Origin of the sequence: Vibrio sp. 2304 (assembly GCF_033339475.1) — a bacterium.
Taxonomy (GTDB): Bacteria; Pseudomonadota; Gammaproteobacteria; order Enterobacterales; family Vibrionaceae; genus Vibrio; species Vibrio alginolyticus.
On the sequence record NZ_JAWOUQ010000005.1, the window covers coordinates 325064 to 343990 of the forward strand.

At 45.5% G+C, this 18927-nt stretch carries 19 protein-coding genes; 5 read left to right on the forward strand and 14 right to left on the reverse strand.

Translation table 11 applies throughout. The features are described 5' to 3' along the window. Window positions 1–181 precede the first annotated feature (181 nt). Window positions 182–2980, forward strand: coding sequence for a two-component sensor histidine kinase BarA (gene barA, locus R7P64_RS12855; RefSeq protein ID WP_005383774.1), 2799 nt, complete (start codon window positions 182–184; stop codon window positions 2978–2980). A gap of 69 nt (window positions 2981–3049) precedes the next feature. On the opposite strand, the gene acpS is transcribed toward barA, so the two are convergent. The 11 genes from acpS to rpoE all read right to left on the reverse strand — a co-directional run bounded on the left by acpS (window position 3050) and on the right by rpoE (window position 12289). Continuing rightward, window positions 3050–3430 carry a holo-ACP synthase gene (acpS, locus tag R7P64_RS12860; RefSeq protein ID WP_005380927.1) on the reverse strand — a complete coding sequence of 127 codons (381 nt, stop codon included), beginning with the start codon at window positions 3428–3430 and terminating at the stop codon, window positions 3050–3052. Between the two features lie 10 nt (window positions 3431–3440). Next, the gene (pdxJ, locus tag R7P64_RS12865; RefSeq protein WP_005384579.1) at window positions 3441–4175 is read right to left on the reverse strand and encodes a pyridoxine 5'-phosphate synthase; all 735 of its coding nucleotides are present in this window, start codon (window positions 4173–4175) and stop codon (window positions 3441–3443) included. Then, window positions 4172–4903, reverse strand: a complete 732-nt coding sequence (gene recO / locus R7P64_RS12870; protein WP_005384578.1) for a DNA repair protein RecO — start codon at window positions 4901–4903, stop codon at window positions 4172–4174. Before recO ends, pdxJ begins: the two co-directional genes overlap by 4 nt. Before the next feature lie 115 nt (window positions 4904–5018). Then, window positions 5019–5981 (reverse strand): GTPase Era, encoded by a 963-nt coding sequence (gene era, locus R7P64_RS12875; protein WP_005380931.1) that lies wholly within the window; start codon window positions 5979–5981, stop codon window positions 5019–5021. Beyond that, window positions 5974–6651 (reverse strand): ribonuclease III, encoded by a 678-nt coding sequence (gene rnc, locus R7P64_RS12880; RefSeq protein WP_005393907.1) that lies wholly within the window; start codon window positions 6649–6651, stop codon window positions 5974–5976. The genes era and rnc overlap by 8 nt, the downstream gene beginning before the upstream one ends. Window positions 6652–6672: 21 nt before the next feature. Further along, window positions 6673–7572, reverse strand: coding sequence for a signal peptidase I (gene lepB / locus R7P64_RS12885; RefSeq protein WP_318123584.1), 900 nt, complete (start codon window positions 7570–7572; stop codon window positions 6673–6675). A 104-nt stretch (window positions 7573–7676) separates the two neighbouring features. Continuing rightward, entirely contained in the window at window positions 7677–9470 is a 1794-nt protein-coding gene (gene lepA, locus R7P64_RS12890) for a translation elongation factor 4 (RefSeq protein WP_005384577.1), read from the reverse strand. A 158-nt stretch (window positions 9471–9628) separates the two neighbouring features. After that, the gene (locus R7P64_RS12895; RefSeq protein WP_005380936.1) at window positions 9629–10099 is read right to left on the reverse strand and encodes a SoxR reducing system RseC family protein; all 471 of its coding nucleotides are present in this window, start codon (window positions 10097–10099) and stop codon (window positions 9629–9631) included. Between the two features lie 2 nt (window positions 10100–10101). Continuing rightward, the gene (gene rseB, locus R7P64_RS12900) at window positions 10102–11061 is read right to left on the reverse strand and encodes a sigma-E factor regulatory protein RseB (protein WP_005380941.1); all 960 of its coding nucleotides are present in this window, start codon (window positions 11059–11061) and stop codon (window positions 10102–10104) included. Continuing rightward, window positions 11058–11684, reverse strand: coding sequence for a sigma-E factor negative regulatory protein (locus R7P64_RS12905; RefSeq protein ID WP_005380944.1), 627 nt, complete (start codon window positions 11682–11684; stop codon window positions 11058–11060). The genes rseB and R7P64_RS12905 overlap by 4 nt, the downstream gene beginning before the upstream one ends. Before the next feature lie 26 nt (window positions 11685–11710). After that, window positions 11711–12289: an RNA polymerase sigma factor RpoE gene (gene rpoE, locus R7P64_RS12910; protein ID WP_005380946.1), complete on the reverse strand. Its 579-nt coding sequence runs from the start codon at window positions 12287–12289 to the stop codon at window positions 11711–11713. Between the two features lie 554 nt (window positions 12290–12843). Between rpoE and nadB the strand changes: the two genes are divergently transcribed. After that, window positions 12844–14457, forward strand: coding sequence for an L-aspartate oxidase (gene nadB, locus R7P64_RS12915; protein WP_005380947.1), 1614 nt, complete (start codon window positions 12844–12846; stop codon window positions 14455–14457). A 22-nt stretch (window positions 14458–14479) separates the two neighbouring features. Here the strand turns inward: nadB and R7P64_RS12920 are convergent, their stop codons facing one another. Beyond that, on the reverse strand, window positions 14480–14941 hold the full coding sequence (locus tag R7P64_RS12920; protein ID WP_235429224.1) for a protein YgfX: 462 nt from the start codon (window positions 14939–14941) through the stop codon (window positions 14480–14482). After that, window positions 14910–15170, reverse strand: a complete 261-nt coding sequence (locus R7P64_RS12925; protein WP_005380951.1) for a succinate dehydrogenase assembly factor 2 — start codon at window positions 15168–15170, stop codon at window positions 14910–14912. The genes R7P64_RS12920 and R7P64_RS12925 overlap by 32 nt, the downstream gene beginning before the upstream one ends. Before the next feature lie 189 nt (window positions 15171–15359). On the opposite strand from R7P64_RS12925, the gene ygfZ reads away from it, so the two are divergent. The 3 genes from ygfZ to R7P64_RS12940 all read left to right on the forward strand — a co-directional run bounded on the left by ygfZ (window position 15360) and on the right by R7P64_RS12940 (window position 17640). Beyond that, window positions 15360–16328: a tRNA-modifying protein YgfZ gene (ygfZ, locus tag R7P64_RS12930; protein WP_005384564.1), complete on the forward strand. Its 969-nt coding sequence runs from the start codon at window positions 15360–15362 to the stop codon at window positions 16326–16328. Next, window positions 16321–16794, forward strand: coding sequence for an aminoacyl-tRNA deacylase (locus R7P64_RS12935; protein WP_005384562.1), 474 nt, complete (start codon window positions 16321–16323; stop codon window positions 16792–16794). The genes ygfZ and R7P64_RS12935 overlap by 8 nt, the downstream gene beginning before the upstream one ends. A 639-nt stretch (window positions 16795–17433) precedes the next feature. After that, complete coding sequence (locus tag R7P64_RS12940) at window positions 17434–17640, forward strand: DUF1107 domain-containing protein (RefSeq protein ID WP_005380970.1); 207 nt, start codon at window positions 17434–17436, stop codon at window positions 17638–17640. 65 nt (window positions 17641–17705) lie between these two features. Here R7P64_RS12940 and R7P64_RS12945 read toward each other — a convergent pair whose 3' ends face one another. Further along, entirely contained in the window at window positions 17706–18914 is a 1209-nt protein-coding gene (locus R7P64_RS12945) for an FAD-dependent 2-octaprenylphenol hydroxylase (RefSeq protein ID WP_033907445.1), read from the reverse strand. Window positions 18915–18927 lie beyond the last annotated feature (13 nt).

Genomic DNA, 18927 nt, shown 5'->3' on the forward strand with positions numbered 1-18927 from the left:
GATTTATGTGTAATTGCTCTTCGGCTTCACTATTCTTGATTGCAGCCGTTGTGTGATTCGAGTGACTTGATTATGCTTACCGTTTATTCGGTGACGTCACTTCTTTGCTCAAGGCTTTATCGTGCGCTTGAGAAATAATGCGTTATTTTCCCATATCCAGACTCCGATGTAATTAGATAACATGACCAGATATGGCTTACGAGCACGTGTAATTACACTAACTCTCGCTCCCACTCTCATTATTGGTTTATTACTGAGCGGCTTTTTCTCATTTAACCGCTACCAAGACCTTGAGAAACAAGTTATCACCACTGGTAACAGCATTATTGAGCCGCTGGCGATTGCCAGTGAAACTCATCTACTATCAGAAAGCCGAGAGGCGGTACGTCGCTTGATAAGCTACGCGCACCGTAAAAACTCCAAACTGGTTCGTAGTATCGCGGTATTTGATGAACATCATGAGCTCTTTGTAACCTCTAACTTTCATCCTAATTTTGAAGCCTTGATGTTTCCCAAAGATAAACCGATCCCGCAACTGGGTAATTCGGAAATCTACGAAAACTCACTGATATTGCGTGTCCCCATTTTGTCAGAAGGTCACTACTTAGCGGAGTTGTCGAACGAAAGCCAAGGCACAAAAGCGATTGGTTACATCGCCGTCGAGTTAGATCTCTCCTCCTTGAGGCTGCAACAGTATCAAGAAGTCTTCTCTGCGTTTTTAGTTCTGGTTCTCGGTCTTGGCTTAGCAAGTGTGTTTGCTTCACGTCTAATGCACGATGTGACCCAACCTATCACCCACATGAAGAATGTCGTTGACCGAATTCGCCGTGGTCATCTGGATGTGCGTATCGAAGGCAAAATGCACGGTGAGTTAGACCAGCTAAAAAATGGCATCAACGCCATGGCGGTATCGTTATCAGAATATCACGTGGAGATGCAGCACAGTATAGACCAAGCCACGTCCGACTTACGTGAAACGCTTGAGCAGCTAGAAATTCAGAACGTTGAGCTGGATATCGCGAAGAAACGCGCGCAAGAAGCAGCCAGGGTTAAGTCAGAGTTCTTGGCGAACATGTCGCACGAGCTGCGTACTCCGCTCAATGGGGTGATTGGCTTTACTCGTCAAATGCTTAAAACGCAGCTTTCTAACAGCCAAACGGATTACCTACAGACGATTGAGAAGTCGGCGAACAACCTGCTGAATATCATCAATGACATTCTCGACTTCTCGAAACTTGAAGCGGGTAAGCTGGCGCTGGAAAATATTCCTTTTGATTTCCGAGAAAGTTTAGAAGAGGTAATTAACCTACAAGCCACAAGTGCACATGAGAAAGGGTTAGAAATCACCCTAAAAGTGGACCCTAAAATTCCACCAGGTTTAGTTGGGGATCCACTACGTATTCAGCAAATTTTGACGAACTTAGTCGGTAACTCAATCAAGTTTACCGAGCGAGGCAACATTGATGTTAGCGTAGAAATGCGCTCTCAATCAGGAGACTCCGTCGAACTGCAATTCATGGTGCGTGATACCGGTATTGGTATCTCTGAGCGTCAGCAAGCGCAGTTGTTCCAAGCCTTTAGCCAAGCAGATGCAAGTATTTCACGTCGTTACGGCGGTACTGGTCTTGGTCTAGTTATCACTCAGAAACTGGTGAGCCAGATGGGCGGCGAAATCAGTTTAACCAGCCGTCTACACCAAGGTTCAACCTTCTGGTTTACGGTGCGCTTGCACTCAACCGAGATGCCAATGAGCGAACTGATTGAAGTGGAACTTCTGACTGGGAAGCAGTTACTGCTGATTGAACCAAACATGCAAGCCGCATCCGTAACCCAACAGATTCTAAGTCAGGAGGGTATTTTAGTAACCTACCGCTCTTCGCTACCAAACAACGAAGAACAATATGATTATGTACTGTTGAATTTAGCGGCCAACCAGACTCACGATGCGGAAGTTATTACACCTTGGATAGAACAAGCGAAACGCATGGCTCCGAGTGTTCTCCTAGGGACACCGAGTACCGAATTGGCGCTTGCGGACCAAATAATGACAGAGCATCACGTCCAGTGCCTGACGAAACCATTGTCTCGCCGTAAGTTGCTACAAAGCCTGATTAGCGAACATGTAGAATCGCCACCGGTATTAAGCGCTCCAATTACGCCAAGCGAAGGGGACCGTTTACCTCTCACTGTACTAGCAGTGGATGACAACCCTGCAAACTTGAAGCTGATCTCTGCACTACTCCGCGAACGAGTAGAAACCGTCACCGCCTGTAGCAATGGCCAGCAAGCGGTGAACCTGGCGACAGAGAAAAAGTACGATTTAATCTTCATGGATATCCAAATGCCACAAATGGATGGTGTGACCGCTTGTAAGCACATTAAAGAGTTGGAGCTAAATAAAGACACGCCAGTGATTGCGGTAACGGCGCATGCCATGGCAGGGGAACGAGACCGCTTGCTCTCAGCAGGAATGGATGACTACTTGACCAAACCTATTGAAGAGCATGTGCTGCAACAGGTTTTGGTTCACTGGAACCCAAATGCTTGTACAGAGAGCATTGGCAAAGTCGCCCCTTCATACGTTGATGAACCTGAAGGAAGCGCACCACAACCCGTTTCTTCGCCTCAGCAGGATGTGATTATTGATTGGCAAGCAGCCTTAAAACAGAGCGCGAATAAAGAGGATCTCGCTAAAGACATGCTACGCATGTTGATTGAGTTCATCCCTGAAGTAGAAGCAGTCGTTGACCAAGCTCTGGAGCAAGAAGATATCTCTCGTGATGACCTAATTCATGTCATCCATAAGCTGCACGGCAGTAGTTCATATTGTGGCGTTCCAAGACTGAAGTCACTCTGTGCGACGCTTGAGCAAGCACTGCGCTCAGGGGTCAGTCTTGAGGAGGTTGAGCCTGAAATGTTCGAGCTGCAAGATGAAATGATTAAAGTAACAACAACCGCAAAGTTATACCTTGAACAGTGATCTATTGAAGAGAAACAAAAGCCAGAGCAAATGCTCTGGCTTTTTAGTATTTTGTTTAAGACTTACAAGCTAGGATTCAAAAATGACCGTCGCCACAGCGTAATGACGCTCATCGGAAATGGACAGGTGAATGTGGTTAACACCCATCGCATCCGCTATTTGCTTGGCTGTGCCCGTCAATGCGAGTACTGGTTTTCCAAGCTCATCGTTCGAGATGGAAAAGTCGTGAAACGTGACCCCTTTTGCGATCCCTGTCCCCAATGCTTTTGAGGCAGCTTCTTTAACAGCAAAGCGCTTAGCAAGATAACGACCTTGCAGCTTAAGCTGTGAGAATTTGGCCATTTCTTCTTCTGAAAGAATCCGCTGAGCAAAAGGTTCACCACTACGAGCTAACGCTTTTTCAATACGCTCAATTTCTGCAATGTCGGTCCCTAACCCTATAATCGCCATCTAGATAGCCCTATGACTGGCGAGCCTCAATCATCAATGCTTTCATGTCAGCAACCGCTTTATTTAAACCATCAAATACCGCGCGACCAATGATTGAGTGACCAATGTTGAGTTCGTAAATTTCTGGTAATGCAGCAATTGGTGCGACATTGTGATAAGTCAGGCCATGCCCGGCATTAACAATAATACCTAGATCATGTGCATAACTAGCACCAGCGGCAATCTTCTTCAGTTCAGCTTGTTGCTCGTCTTCTGTCGTCGCATCTGCATAATGGCCAGTATGTAGCTCAATAAACGGAGCGCCACACTTTTTCGCAGCTTCAATCTGTTGACGGTCAGCATCAATAAATAGCGAAACTTTAATGCCTGCATCTGTCAGCTTTTTCGTCGCAGCTTTAATTTTTTCAAGCTGCCCTACTACATCTAAGCCACCTTCCGTCGTCAGTTCTTCACGCTTTTCAGGCACTAAACACACAAACTCTGGTTTAGTTTGCAGCGCAATCTCAACCATTTCGTCCGTCACTGCCATCTCTAGATTCATACGCGTTTGAATGGTTTCACGCAGAATACGTACATCACGATCCAAAATATGGCGACGGTCTTCACGTAAGTGGATAGTGATACCGTCCGCGCCTGCACGCTCTGCAATTTCAGCAGCGTGAACAGGATCTGGGTATTTTGTACCACGTGCATTACGTAGAGTGGCAATATGGTCGATATTGACGCCTAAATAAATTGAGCTCATTTTCCGTTACTCCGTGCTCTGGGGGTCTGAATGAAAAATTCACGACTTTTTAAAGGTTTGCCGCCAAGATACGGCTTTAAGGCTATACGTGTAAAGCGTTTTGCCGCTTTTAGCTGCTCTTTAGTGACGAACCGCCGCTCACTGATAGCAATCAGTTCATTCCCTAAAAACGTGAGGTTATCGCGCCTAACCGAAGCAATAAACCCTTTCTGTTCCCGGTAACGATAGGTCATTTCTGGATCGACGGGCTCGCCGGTACCTGCACAATGCAAAAAATCCACGCCATACCCCATCGCAGACAGCAAGGCTAACTCAAAACGACGCAGTGCAGGCTCAGGGTTCTCGTTGTGCGCCAACTCGGTTAACGCATGCAAATAATCATGAAATAGTGCTGGCATCGGCACTTCAGCCATCAAAATACGGCCAATCAGTTCATTGACGTACATGGCTGAGTAGAGATTAATGCCCGTTAACGGCAAACCTAGACTTATCGGCTCGGCTTGACGCAAAGTTTTCATCGAGCCTTTCCCCGACCATTTAAGTAATAGCGGGGTAAAAGGTTGCAATGCGCCTTTTAAGTTCGAACGCTTACTGCGCGCGCCTTTGGCCATTAAAGTCATTCGGCCATATTCCTCACTAAATACATCAAGGATTAAGCTCGATTCACTGTAAGGGCGTCGGTGCAATACAAAACAGCGCTGTAAACCTTCGGAAGACAGATTACTCATCTAAGTCATTGTGCCTAAAAAGTGTGAAATAAAAAATAAGGAGCCGAGCGGCTCCTTATTTTAATCGATACTGATTTTTCATCGATGTTGGAGCGAAGCACCTTCGCAGCCAAGATTATAAATCGTCTATATAACCCAACGAACGCAACGCTCGTTCGTCGTCTGCCCAGCCAGATTTCACTTTTACCCAGGTTTCTAGGTAAACTTTACGACCGAACAATTCTTCCATATCTAAACGCGCTTCGCGACCAATAGTCTTAATCTTCTCGCCGCCTTTGCCAATCACCATTTTCTTCTGGCCATTACGCTCAACAAGAATCAAGGCATTGATGTGGAAACCGTCGGTTTCTGGGTTGTAATCAAAACGTTCAATTTCAACCGTTACTGAGTATGGCAGCTCTTCACCAGTAAAGCGCATCAGCTTTTCACGCACAATCTCAGACGCCATAAAACGCTGAGAACGGTCAGTCACGTATTCTTCTGGGAAGTGATGCGTTGCTTTAGGTAAGTGATTACGCACGTGCTTACGCAGTACGTCAATGTTCTTACCTTGCTTGGCAGAGATTGGCACAACATCCACGAAGTCCATCTTCTTCGACATCTCCGCCATGTGTAGCATCACGTCGTTACGATCTTGTACGTTGTCGACTTTGTTTACACAAAGCACAACTGGGAAGTTCGATTTTTGAAGTTTGGTCAGCACCATCTCATCGTCTTTAGTCCAATGCGTACCATCGACTAAGAAGAACACAAGGTTTACATCACTCAATGACGAGTTAGCTGCACGGTTCATCAAACGGTTGATCGCACGCTTTTCTTCAATGTGAAGTCCTGGCGTGTCGACGTAAATCGCTTGGTAATCGCCATCCGTGTCCACACCCATTATGCGGTGGCGTGTTGTTTGCGGCTTACGTGAGGTGATCGAAATCTTCTGACCCAAAATCTTGTTCAAAAGTGTCGACTTACCTACGTTTGGACGACCAACAATAGCAATAAAGCCACAGTGTTGGTTTTCTGGCGAGCTTGGCTCACCCTGTGATGCGAAAAACGCATCGATATCGAATTCGTTATCAGCCATTTGTTAATTGCTCAAGTGCTGTTTCAGCAGCCGCTTGTTCTGCCTTGCGGCGGCTGGTGCCTTTACCGATTACAGGCTTATCCACACCTGCTACTTCGCACTCAACCGTGAACTCTTGGTTGTGCGCTTCACCTTTAATATTAGTCACTGTGTAGACAGGCAGCGGTTTTCTTCTGCCTTGTAGGAACTCTTGTAGGCGAGTTTTCGGATCTTTCTGTGAAACGCCTGGTTTAATGGCTTCAAGGCGTGAGTTGTACCAACTCAGTACAATGCCTCGCACAACTTCAAGATCACTGTCTAGGTAAATTGCGCCAATAATGGCTTCAACCGCATCGGCTAAAATAGAGTCTCGGCGAAAACCGCCACTCTTCAATTCACCTGGACCTAATTTTAAATAATCTCCTAGATCGAATTCACGACCCAGTTCCGCCAATGTATGTCCGCGAACCAAAGTAGCACGCATGCGGCTCATGTCACCTTCGTTCACTTTTGGGAAACGATGGTACAGATCATCAGCGATGACAAAACTTAAAATTGAATCGCCCAGAAACTCAAGACGTTCATTGTGCTTACTGTTGGCGCTGCGGTGCGTCAGCGCCAAATTGATAAGCCCGGCATCTTGAAACTGGTAGCCGAGCTTTCTCTCTAGTTTATCAATTGGAGAATTCATACTCTCTCGATATTTGAATGGTTAGTGAATGCCACCGATGCGGTTAAAACGCACACCAGTTGGAATCCATGAAGGTAGAACACTATCTGCGCCACGATCAAACTCGAAGCTGATCCAGATCGCGACAGCTTTACCGACTAAGTTTGCTTCTGGAACAAAGCCCCAGTAACGGCTGTCAGCACTGTTGTCACGGTTATCACCCATCACAAAATACTGACCTTGTGGTACAACCCACTCTGTCGTGCCGCTGTGTGGGAAATATTGCTCCACGCGGTTACGCACAAGAGGGTTAACCAAAATATTGTGCTCAACGTTACCCAATTTTTCATCCAGTTGGATCATTGGAATACCGTTCGAGCTAAACTGACTTTCTTCAACATTGCTCAGTTTAACTGGCTTACATGCCGATTCGCCTTGGCTTTGCACGCAAAGCTGCTTATCACTTGAATAACGCACGATATCACCAGGTAAACCAACTACACGCTTAATGTAGTCCACACTTGGTTGTGGTGGGTATTTGAATACCACGATATCACCACGCTCAGGCTTACCAGTTTCCACTAGCTGAGTACGCCATACTGGGTCTTTTAGACCATACGCGTACTTCTCAACTAAAATGAAATCGCCAACCAGCAAGGTAGGCATCATTGAGCCTGATGGGATTTGAAATGGTTCGTAGATAAAAGAACGTAATACTAAAACGAACGCGATCACAGGAAAAATAGAGACGCTATTTTCAACCCACCAAGGCTGACGCTCAACTTTTTGCAAGGTCACTGCATCCAAACCATTAGACGTCTGAGCTTGAATCTCAGCCAGTTTTTCCTGACGCTTTTTCGCGAAAACCAGCTTTTCCAATAGCCAAACCACGCCAGTTACCAAAGTCGCAATAACCAACATCAGTGAGAATGTATTCGCCATTAAATTCCCTTATCTAAAAATACGAAAGTGAAAGAGCCGAAACCCTTTCACTTATTTTAATATCTAACGTCTTAAGACCGACAAGTGTGAGACAAAGTTCAACTTTAGTCTTTACCTACGTGAAGGATGGCTAGGAACGCTTCTTGAGGCAGCTCAACGTTACCGATCTGCTTCATGCGTTTCTTACCTTCTTTCTGTTTCTTCAGAAGTTTTTTCTTACGACTTACGTCACCGCCGTAACATTTCGCAATAACGTTCTTACGCAACTGTTTTACCGTTGAACGAGCGATAATGTGGTTACCAATTGCCGCTTGGATTGCGATATCAAACATTTGGCGAGGGATGAATTCTTTCATCTTCTCTACCAACTGACGACCGCGAGTCTGAGACTGATCTTTGTGTGTGATCATCGCCAATGCATCAACAGTGTCACCGTTAAGAAGAACGTCTACACGTACCATGTTCGAAGCTTCAAAACGCTGGAAGTTGTAATCCAAAGATGCGTAACCGCGTGATGTTGATTTCAGACGATCGAAGAAATCCAGTACCACTTCAGCCATTGGAATATCGTAAGTCACAGCGACTTGGTTACCGTGGTAAACCATATCAACTTGACTGCCTCGCTTTTCAACACACAGGGTGATTACATTACCTAGGTACTCTGAAGGCACAAGGATATTACAACGCGCAATCGGTTCACGAATTTCTTCAATATCATTGATCGCTGGTAGTTTTGCTGGGCTATCAACATACAGCAGATCGCCATCCGTCTTCTCAACTTCGTAAACTACCGTTGGTGCTGTGGTAATAAGATCCAAGTCGTATTCACGCTCTAGACGCTCTTGGATGATTTCCATGTGCAACATGCCAAGGAAACCACAACGGAAACCAAAGCCTAGTGCTGCAGAGTTTTCTGGCTCGTAGAATAGCGATGCGTCGTTTAGGCTTAGTTTGCCTAGTGCGTCACGGAAGTTCTCGTAATCGTCAGAAGATACAGGGAACAGACCTGCGTAAACCTGAGGTTTAACTTTCTTAAAGCCTGGTAGCGGTTTATCACAACCATTCTTCGCTAGAGTCAGCGTATCACCAACAGGGGCACCAAGAATGTCTTTGATACCACAAACAACCCAACCTACTTCACCAGTACGAAGGATATCGGTATCTACTTGTTTTGGCGTAAAGATACCAAGACGATCTACACCCCAAACTTGGCCCGTACTCATCACTTTGATCTTATCGTTCTTCTTCAGTTCGCCGTTTTTAATACGCACTAAAGAAACAACGCCAAGGTAGTTATCAAACCATGAGTCAATGATCAGCGCTTGTAGTGGCGCATCTGGATCACCTTCCGGTGCTGGAATCGCTGACACAATGTTCTCTAGAACGTCATCAACACCGATGCCTGTCTTCGCAGAACAGCGGGTTGCTTCCATTGCATCGATACCAACGATTTCTTCAATTTCTTCCGCTACACGCTCAGGATCAGCTGCAGGTAGGTCAATCTTGTTTAAGATTGGCACAACCTCTAGATCCATTTCGATCGCGGTGTAACAGTTAGCCAGTGTTTGAGCCTCAACACCTTGACCCGCATCCACAACCAATAGCGCACCTTCACAAGCCGCTAGAGAACGTGATACTTCATATGCAAAGTCAACGTGCCCCGGAGTATCGATGAAGTTCAGCTGATACGTCTCACCGTCTTTAGCGGTGTAGTTTAGCGTCACACTCTGAGATTTGATGGTGATGCCACGCTCACGTTCAAGATCCATAGAATCCAGAACCTGTGCGGCCATTTCACGATCGGTTAACCCGCCACAAACTTGGATTAGACGGTCTGATAGGGTCGACTTACCATGGTCGATGTGGGCGATAATCGAAAAGTTACGAATGTGCTTCATAGATTTAGGGTGACTAACTCTTTACAAATAGGGACAGTAAGAAACGCCATCTACTGACGGCATTTCAATCAAGTTGGCAGATTCTACCGAATTTCGTTAACGGGCGCACGTAATTTAAAGTACATACCCAAATAACCTTTAGTGGAGGGGGACAGCACTTACTGGATTGGCTCTCCAAGTACCCGAACGAGGGTAACTTGGCGCTTGGATTCATCTTCTAACGGACGAGAAACACGTTTTGCGATCCACATTCCACCAGCGGCAAACAATACCGATGCCAATATGATGATGCCTTCCCCGCCGGCTGTCAGCGGCGCTAATAGGAAGTGACCAAACATCGCACCGATAATCAAACCAAACAATGGCAGTAAATAAACCGCCATTGCTGATTTTATTAGGCTCGACTCAGGAAAACCAATCTCGACGACTTGACCTATTTTCACCGATTTATCCGTGCGCAGGTGCCAAGATAAACTCTTGTTACCAATGGCTTTAGTAACAACGCCCGTTCCACAGCTTTTCTGTGAAGAGCAACTACTGCAACTGGTCTGCTGTTCGCAACTTAAATCAATTTCGAATTGCTTGCCGCGACGATGCACGTCTGTAACGGTAGCCAACGCGGTCATCATTGTTATTTACTCTTTGTTACATTAAATGTGACAGATTGGGCGATACGCTGTGCTGTGGTCGGTGGAATGTCTCCTACAACAGAGATTTCATGTTGACCGCTCACAAAACTGTGTAGCGTTCTTCTGCCTTGGCGAACCAACTGCCCTTTTAACGAATGCTCATCTTTGTTTGCTACGTAAACAGAGAAGCTAAACAGACCATCAGAATACAGCTGACTCTCCACCATTTGGTTAGTAACGGCCATTCGATAGCGGTTGAGCTCGTTCGGCTCGAAACCCTCAGGGATCCAACCAACCTGCCAATTACTGGTCCCAATATCGCCTTTTGGCATGGTGAGAACAGCAGGTAATTGAACATCTTGCAGGCCACTCATTAACTCTGCGATTTTTGGGTTTACCGTGTAAGAAATAGTGCGATATTGTTCAAGCATCTCACCATCTCGGTCCACAAGGTCGGCACGTAACGGCAATTTACTCTTTTCATCGATCCATAGTACGTATGAATAGCGCAGACCGTCTTTAGGAACAATACGCAGCACTTGTGTTGCCACACCAGCTTCACGAGCTCTGCCCACTTTTACATAGTCGTAATACAAGTTTAGCTCATCGATATTGGTGTTGAGCATAGGCATAGTCGGAGCGACCATTTTACCTGACTCGATGGTGAACGGTTCTAAACCCGTTTCGATATAACTTACTTCAGTTCCGCGACGAATCACTTCACGCACAGGGCCACTTAAGTAGACAAGATGAGCATATTGATCGTCACCATGCGTAGCATGACGATACAGCAACGGCTCAATGCTGTTCTTTTTGATAAGGATATAAGAGAGTTCGTAACTTAAATTCTTACTCGCCTCGCTCATTTGATGCAATAAAGCCTCCGCTGGCTTATCACCAGCAAAGGCTTGAGAAGACATCATACTGAACAGAGCGCAAGCGCTGATCAGAAATTTTTTCATTCAATATCCGGATTCAGATTTGCATCTTGTTGAGATGCATCACTGTTAATTCGTAACTGCAATTCGTAGTCTCGCAGCATAGCATGAACACGCTTGCGCTGCTCTTGCATATTTGCCTCGCCTACAGAACGTTCTACAGACTCACGAGTCAAACTCACTGGTTCTGCGCTGCCAGCAAACGGAACCGTCTGCAATACAGGTAATTGATCTGTTTGCGGCGACATTGAATCGCTACCACCGTACTGCTGTACACCTAAAATAACAACAAGCGATACACATGCAGCAACAGCAACTTGACCAAACTGCGTCAACCAACCTGGCAATTGACGTTTTGCTTTTTGCGGTTCTGGTTGCGACTCTTTTGGCGTATCCGCAATTGAGATAACATTTGCACTGTGCGAATCAAACGCACGGTGTGCAGGTTCATCTTCTAACGCTAACGCCACGCTTTCAGCAATATTCCACTCAGGTTTTGCTGGCGCTTCGCCTCGCATCACATCACCAATCAGGTGATAGTTCTGCCAAGCATCACGGCTCTCTTGGTCTTGCTCTAACTCTTGAATTAAAGCCTTATCGACCAATTCTCCATCCATGAGAGCTGAAAGTTTTTCTTTGTCAGCCATTATTTTCACCATAGTTATTACTTGTACTAGCGTTGCAAAAGAGGTCTGATTTTCTTTTCCACCGCCTCACGAGCACGGAAGATACGCGATCGTACCGTTCCTACCGGGCAATCCATCACTTCTGCAATTTCTTCATAACTCAAGCCATCGAGCTCTCGTAATGTCATTGCGGTTTTTAAATCTTCAGGTAAAGCTTCGATTGCACTGAACACCACCCGTTGCAACTCTTTGGACAACGTTAAGTTCTCAGGGTTCGATATTTCTTTAAGTGCACTACCTGTTTCGTAAAATTCAGCATCTTCAGCATCGACATCTGTCGCTGGAGGTCTACGCCCTTGAGCAACAATGTGATTTTTCGCAGTATTCACTGCAATGCGATACAGCCACGTATAAAACGCACTTTCCCCACGAAAGCTAGGGATAGCTCGGTAAGCTTTAATAAACGCTTCTTGTGCTACATCTGGTACATCGCCAGGATTACTAACGTATCTGGAAATAAGATTACATACCTTATTCTGGTACTTTGTTACCAACAGGTTGAATGCTTGCTTATCGCCATTCTGAACTCGCTCAATCAATACTTGATCGGTCAGCTGCTCGTTCATTCGAGCGGATACTCCTATTTGTTATGCCCCTACTCTTCTCAGATATGGGTACTAATTATGCAAAACGTAGTATTGACACCACTGCTTACTTGAGCACTATTGTGACCCTAACGTGAATGAGAAAGTTCCATGGTTTCTCAAGTTTTTTGTCATTGTTTTTTCACAGTGTGATGTCTGTACCCAAATGACCACCGCTGCCTGACTTTAGTCTAAGTTTGACAAGCGAGCATCTTGGAGGGAAATGGGTATAATGAATGATCTCTGTCCCAGATTGTGCTGGGTCGAGCATGGAAAAGCAATGGCATTGACAAACTATTACTTTTCATTTGCATGGCTAATGGCTATCTGAACACCGCGTTACAAATTATAACTTAGGAAGCATGCTCATGCTCTGCATGAAAAAGAAGAGTGGCTCAGTCACCGCAGTAACACGGACGTCGATAGGTCTCCCAACTTAGCCCTTAGCGACAGATGTCGCGATAATGGAATGCACATGGTGTGCAAATAATACACAAGGTAACTTTGTTACCTTAGCTTGGGATTATAAAAGTTATATGAACACAAATCGTGAACATGAGTGTGATGTATTAGTGGTAGGGAGTGGCGCGGCAGGTTTGTCGTTGGCTTTGCGCGTTGCTAACCACTGTAAGGTGATGGTGCTGAGTAAAGGACCACGCAGCGAAGGGGCGACCTACTATGCTCAAGGCGGTATCGCTGCCGTATTTGATGAGTCAGACACCATTGATTCACACGTTGAAGACACGCAAATCGCCGGGGATGGTATTTGCGATGAGGAGACCGTAAGGTTCATTGCTGAGCATTCAAAAGAGTGTGTACAGTGGTTGATTGACGGTGGTGTCCCATTTGATCGTGAAGAAGATGACTCTGACGATGAACCTCGCTACCACTTAACTCGTGAAGGTGGTCATAGCCGTCGTCGTATTCTTCACGCGGCAGATGCGACAGGTATGGCGATGCAAACCTCCCTGCAAGATAACGCTCATAACCATCCAAACATTCATGTTCTCGAACGTCACAATGCTCTGGACTTAATCACCGAAGACAAAATTGGCGGTGATAAAAACAAAGTTATCGGTGCTTATATTTGGAACCGCAACGAAGAGCATGTCGAAACCGTGCGAGCCAAATTTGTGGTTCTCGCTACAGGTGGTGCTTCAAAGGTTTATCAATACACCTCTAACCCAGATGTGTCGTCTGGTGATGGTATTGCGATTGCTTGGCGTGCAGGGTGTCGTGTGGCTAATATGGAATTTAACCAGTTCCATCCGACGTGTTTATATCACCCAGAAGCACGTAACTTCTTGCTAACTGAAGCGTTACGTGGCGAAGGTGCTTACCTGCGTCGTCCAGATGGTTCTCGCTTTATGCCAGATTTCGATGAACGTAAAGAGCTTGCTCCGCGTGACGTCGTGGCTCGTGCTATCGACTTCGAAATGAAGCGTTTAGGTGCCGACTGTATGTATCTCGACATCAGCCATAAGCCTGCTGACTTTATTACGAAACACTTCCCAACCATTTATTCACGTTTGATGGACTTGGGCATTGACATGACTAAAGAGCCAATCCCAATCGTACCTGCTGCACACTACACTTGTGGCGGTGTCATGGTGGATAGAAATGGCTGCACCGATCTGAAAAATTTGTATGCGATTGGTGAAGTTAGCTACACCGGGCTGCATGGTGCTAACCGCATGGCATCAAACTCACTTCTCGAATGCGTGGTTTATGCTTGGTCTGCGGCAAAAGATATTCTAAAACATCACACTAACGTTGAGCTACCTTCACAGGTGCCATGTTGGGATGAAAGCAAAGTAACCAATAGTGATGAAGAAGTGATCATTCAGCACAACTGGCACGAGCTTCGTCTGTTTATGTGGGACTACATGGGCATTGTGCGAACTGACAAGCGTTTAGAGCGCGCCTTACGCCGTATCCAACTGTTGCAACAAGAAACACACGAGTACTACAGCAATTTCCGCGTGTCGAACAACTTATTAGAACTGCGTAACCTTTTACAAGTAGCAGAGTTGATGGTTCGTTGTGCGATGCAGCGTAAAGAGAGTCGAGGTTTGCACTACACGCTTGATTATCCGAACCAACTGGAAAACAGCGGACCAACGATTTTGGTTCCAGCTAAACAGCTTTAACTCTACCGAGTAAACTATTACATCAGCAGGGAGCATTAGCTCCCTGTTTCATTTCCCATTGGCGTAATACCAAAGATAATTGACGATACTGCTCATCGTCACAGCTATCACGCCAAATCGTAACACTACGGCCAGATTGCAATTGGAATGTTATCTTGAATGGTGATGCCGATGTATCAACTCGCTGTAAATGACCCTTTTCGGACTCAATATCTTCCGAGTATTCGCCACACTCAAGGGCATCAAACCTAACCGAGCCATCGCAGTGCACATACCAATGCCCATGACTTGTAGGTTGAACAAGACTTTGGTTTGAGAAAGCCTTCACAATCAGTAATAACAAATAAGTCGATAATACGAGCGGAATGCTAGAGAGGATAACAGCCCAAGTCATCAATAAGAAAAGTACAACATTGAAGACTCGGGCAGTCAGAGAGGGAGAAGCAGTAAAATTAACGAACTTTGCTGAGGTTATGGGCGACAATTTTATCAACCATTGCTGCATGACCTAAATTTTCGCTACGGCCATGCCCCATTACCCAAGTAAACAGATCAGGATCATCGCATTCAAGTAAAGAAACAAAGTCACGCTGCTCTTGTTCACTCAGAGTATCAAAGCACTCTTCAAAAAACGGCATAATTACTACGTCAAGCTCAAGCATGCCTCGACGACAAGCCCATTTAATACGCGCTTTTTCTTCCGGAGTGTACATTCACTATTCCTTCATAGATGTCTTGTTGTTAGTGCGGAGTGTAACAAGGGATGTGCTACGTCACTAGTGTGCGGGTCACAATACGATAGTGAAAGCAGACAAATGTTGATTCGTAAATCGCTCCCCTAGTATCTCAAGGTTATTTGGGTATAACATAGCGGAAAAATATCTTCAAAAGGCATTGTAATTATGGAATGGCAAACTCGTTTTTCAGCATTACCTCTCTCAACTCAAGACGCACTTCCAGAGTTATCTATCTCACTGCTGGATAACTTCGGCATGATCACCATGATCGGTGACGATAAAAAATCATACTTACAAGGTCAGGTTACCTGCGATGTTGTTTCTTTAGAACAAGACCAATCAACACTGGGCGCACATTGTGATGCGAAAGGAAAAGTGTGGAGCGTGTTCCGCCTTTTCCATCATTATGATGGCTACGGCATGATCCAACCAAAATCGGCGATTGACGTAGAACTTAGTGAAATAAAGAAATACGCCATTTTCTCTAAAGTAACGATTGAAGCTTCTGATGACGTTATCTTAGGTGTTGCTGGCGTCAAAGCCGACGAATTCATTTCAACAATGAGCAAGACAACTGGCAGCGTTCGCCCAGTTGACGGTGGCACAGCAGTGCAAGTTGCACAAGATCGTTGGTTACTGATATTAAGTGCGCCAAAAGCACAGCAAATCGTTGAAACTACCGACGCTGTCTTTACGACAAATGAGCTTTGGAATCGTTTCGATATTGAGGCAGGTTTACCATTTGTCTCTGCATCCGCGCAGAATGCTCACATTCCACAAGCACTCAACGTGCAAGCTTTAGGAGGCATAAGCTTCACAAAGGGCTGCTACACGGGACAAGAAACGGTAGCACGAGCGAAGTATCGCGGTACCAATAAACGTGCGATGTATATCGTAAAAGGTGCAACTTCTGCTCCATTTAGTGACGAACCAATTGAGCTCGAACGCAGCGTAGGTGAAAACTGGCGTTCAGTAGGTGCTTTATTAAATCACTACCAGTTCAGTGACAATCACGCGATTGGCCTGATCGTGCTGCCTAATAATCTCGATGAGGACACTCGTCTTCGTTTAGTTGCGCAACCAGAATGTGAATGGACAATCGAATCACTGCCTTACAGTCTTGATGATGAGTAATACAATCAATACTCCTTTGATGCAATTTCTCACAGACCAACACATTCCGTTTCGTCTGTTACCGCATCAAAGACCAGCAACGACCATTGAGGATGCCGCGCACCAACGCGGCATTCGCCCCTCTCAAATGGTGAAAGCAATCTTGCTACGAGACATGGGTAATCAATATGCACTCGCCTGTGCACCAGGTGATCGTAGCGTTGATCCCAAAAAAGTGCGCTCGTTACTGAAATGTCGCCGGATGACTTGTGTTGATCAAGCCGACGTTGAGTCCATCACTGGTTACAAAATTGGTACTGTCACTCCTCTGTTACTCAAACGTCATATGCCAATCGTGTTCGACCCTAGCTTACTAGAAGAACAGGAAGTCACGATCAGCAGTGGCGATCGAATGGCTGGGCTGGCGCTTTCTATTCAAGATCTTATCCAATTGTGCCAGCCGACCGTAGCTGAGATCTGTCGTTAATCGTCTAAAAACAATGTAATGACACGTAGTGTTTCTATCACTGCGTGATCTCGCTCATATCTACAAAAATAGACATGAGAATTTTTAATCACATATAAAACATAAATAGTCACAAAGATAAAACTCGTATATGCTGAATTTGTTGGTTAAGTTTCAAACAAGCACTTAACCGATATAAAGTGAGTCAGCTAGCTGAGTGACAGCATTCATGCAGTTAGTTATCCACTTTTGTGTAATGCATCTGTGACTATTCGCCCGCTGAAGCGGGCTTTTTTTTACGTGGAACTTTTTCTCTTTCATTTCCTCTAATCGTTAGAACGTAAAGTGTGTTACGCGAAGCACGACCTTAATAGAAACAACTAGCAAACAACCGTTTTCGTTCTATTCTTAATTCTGTAACAAAACTATTGCTTAATGCGTCACGTAAAAAGGAGTGTATTGGCGTAAGGGTTCCTTTAGAGAGGTTATTTTTGGGGTAATCCTCACGCTATTTAAGAGATGACACTGTCAAATTGTCTAAGACAACACAATTCTCTGACGCAACACCCTACATCTGTATTTAATACTATTGCTGTCACAATAATTTTCGCGTCCAGAACGTAGAATACCTAGGCTAGGTTAGATAAAAGGAAAGTAAATATGAGACTGTTTAAGCGCTATACACCAAGTATGATTGCTAAACATATAAGTCGTCTTTTTAAAGGAAGAATTTATATTTACGGGGTCGGTAGATTCGAGTTTGATAACGGTAAGTTAATACTGCCGGAGAAAGCAGAGCAACGCCATTTCCGAGCGGTCAAAGAGATCAATCAAGAAATAATGAAACTCCGATGCGCATATGCTTAGCAAAATGTTGATAAAACAAAGGCTGGATTAACCAGCCTTTTGTGTATTTGAAGTTCGCTTTGCACTTACTGACGCGCCAGATCCGGCAAGTGTCCCTTTAAACCAAGCGCGCGCTTCATGATCTCATCTTTCGCTCCCGGCAGTTGCCCCGCTAAACTCAAGCCAATGCCACGAACAAGCTTCTTAGCAGGGTTCTCGCCAGAGAACAAATCTCGAAACCCTTGCATAGTAGCGATCATCTTTGCCGCTTCCGCTTTTCGCCAACGCTCGTAGCTTCTTAGGTTGCGTTTACTGCCGATATCTTGACCCTGCTTCCAAAGTGCTAATACTTCTTGAGCAAGACTGGCCGCATCTAATAAACCTAAATTCACACCCTGCCCCGCTAATGGGTGAATGGTATGGGCCGCATCACCAACCAGCGCGACTCGCTCGACAACAAAATCTCGCGCATAGCGCATTTTCAAAGGAAACGCAGCACGCTCTCCCACTACTTCACATAGACCAAGTCGAGCATCAAACTCACTCGTCAACGCTTTATTGAAATCATGTTCACTCATCGCCACTAACTGCTCTGCTCGATTTGGCTCCGTGGACCAAACAATAGAGCACATATCTGGTTGCGACATTGGCAAAAATGCCAACGGTCCGTGAGGAGTAAATATCTGGCGCGCAATGCTGTTGTGTGGCATAGCAGTTTTGACATTCGCGACCAAAGCATGATGACCATAGTCCCAATGCGTTAATGGAATATCCATTTGATGGCGAAGCCACGAATTCGCCCCATCGGCTCCGACCACTAATTTAGCGGTCATGGCTTGGCCATTATCGAGCGTCAGCCAGCTTTCTTGCTCACCGACCGCGAGAGTCGCGCAACGTGCAGGCATAAACATAGTGACGTTATCGAGCTTTTGGACTTGTTCAAGCAGCGCAAGTTGAATCACACGATTCTCAACAATGTGCCCTAAATCAGGTTGTGCCATACTTTGTGCATTAAATTCAATACTGGCAAAGCTATCTTGTTCCCATACTTCCATGCCATGGTAAGGTGAAGCTCGGCGCTGTTCTATGCCCTGCCAAGCACCAAGTTTACGCAAAATCGTCTCACTAGAGCGGCTCAGCGCAGACACACGAACATCGGGCAATTCTTTCAACGAATCATCTGGCACTTTACCTTCAATAACGGCGACACGCAGATCACTGTCTTTGAACGCGGCAGCAAGTGCCAACCCAACCATCCCTCCGCCGATGATGGCGATATCTACACTTTGCATCATTGCTTTTTATTAC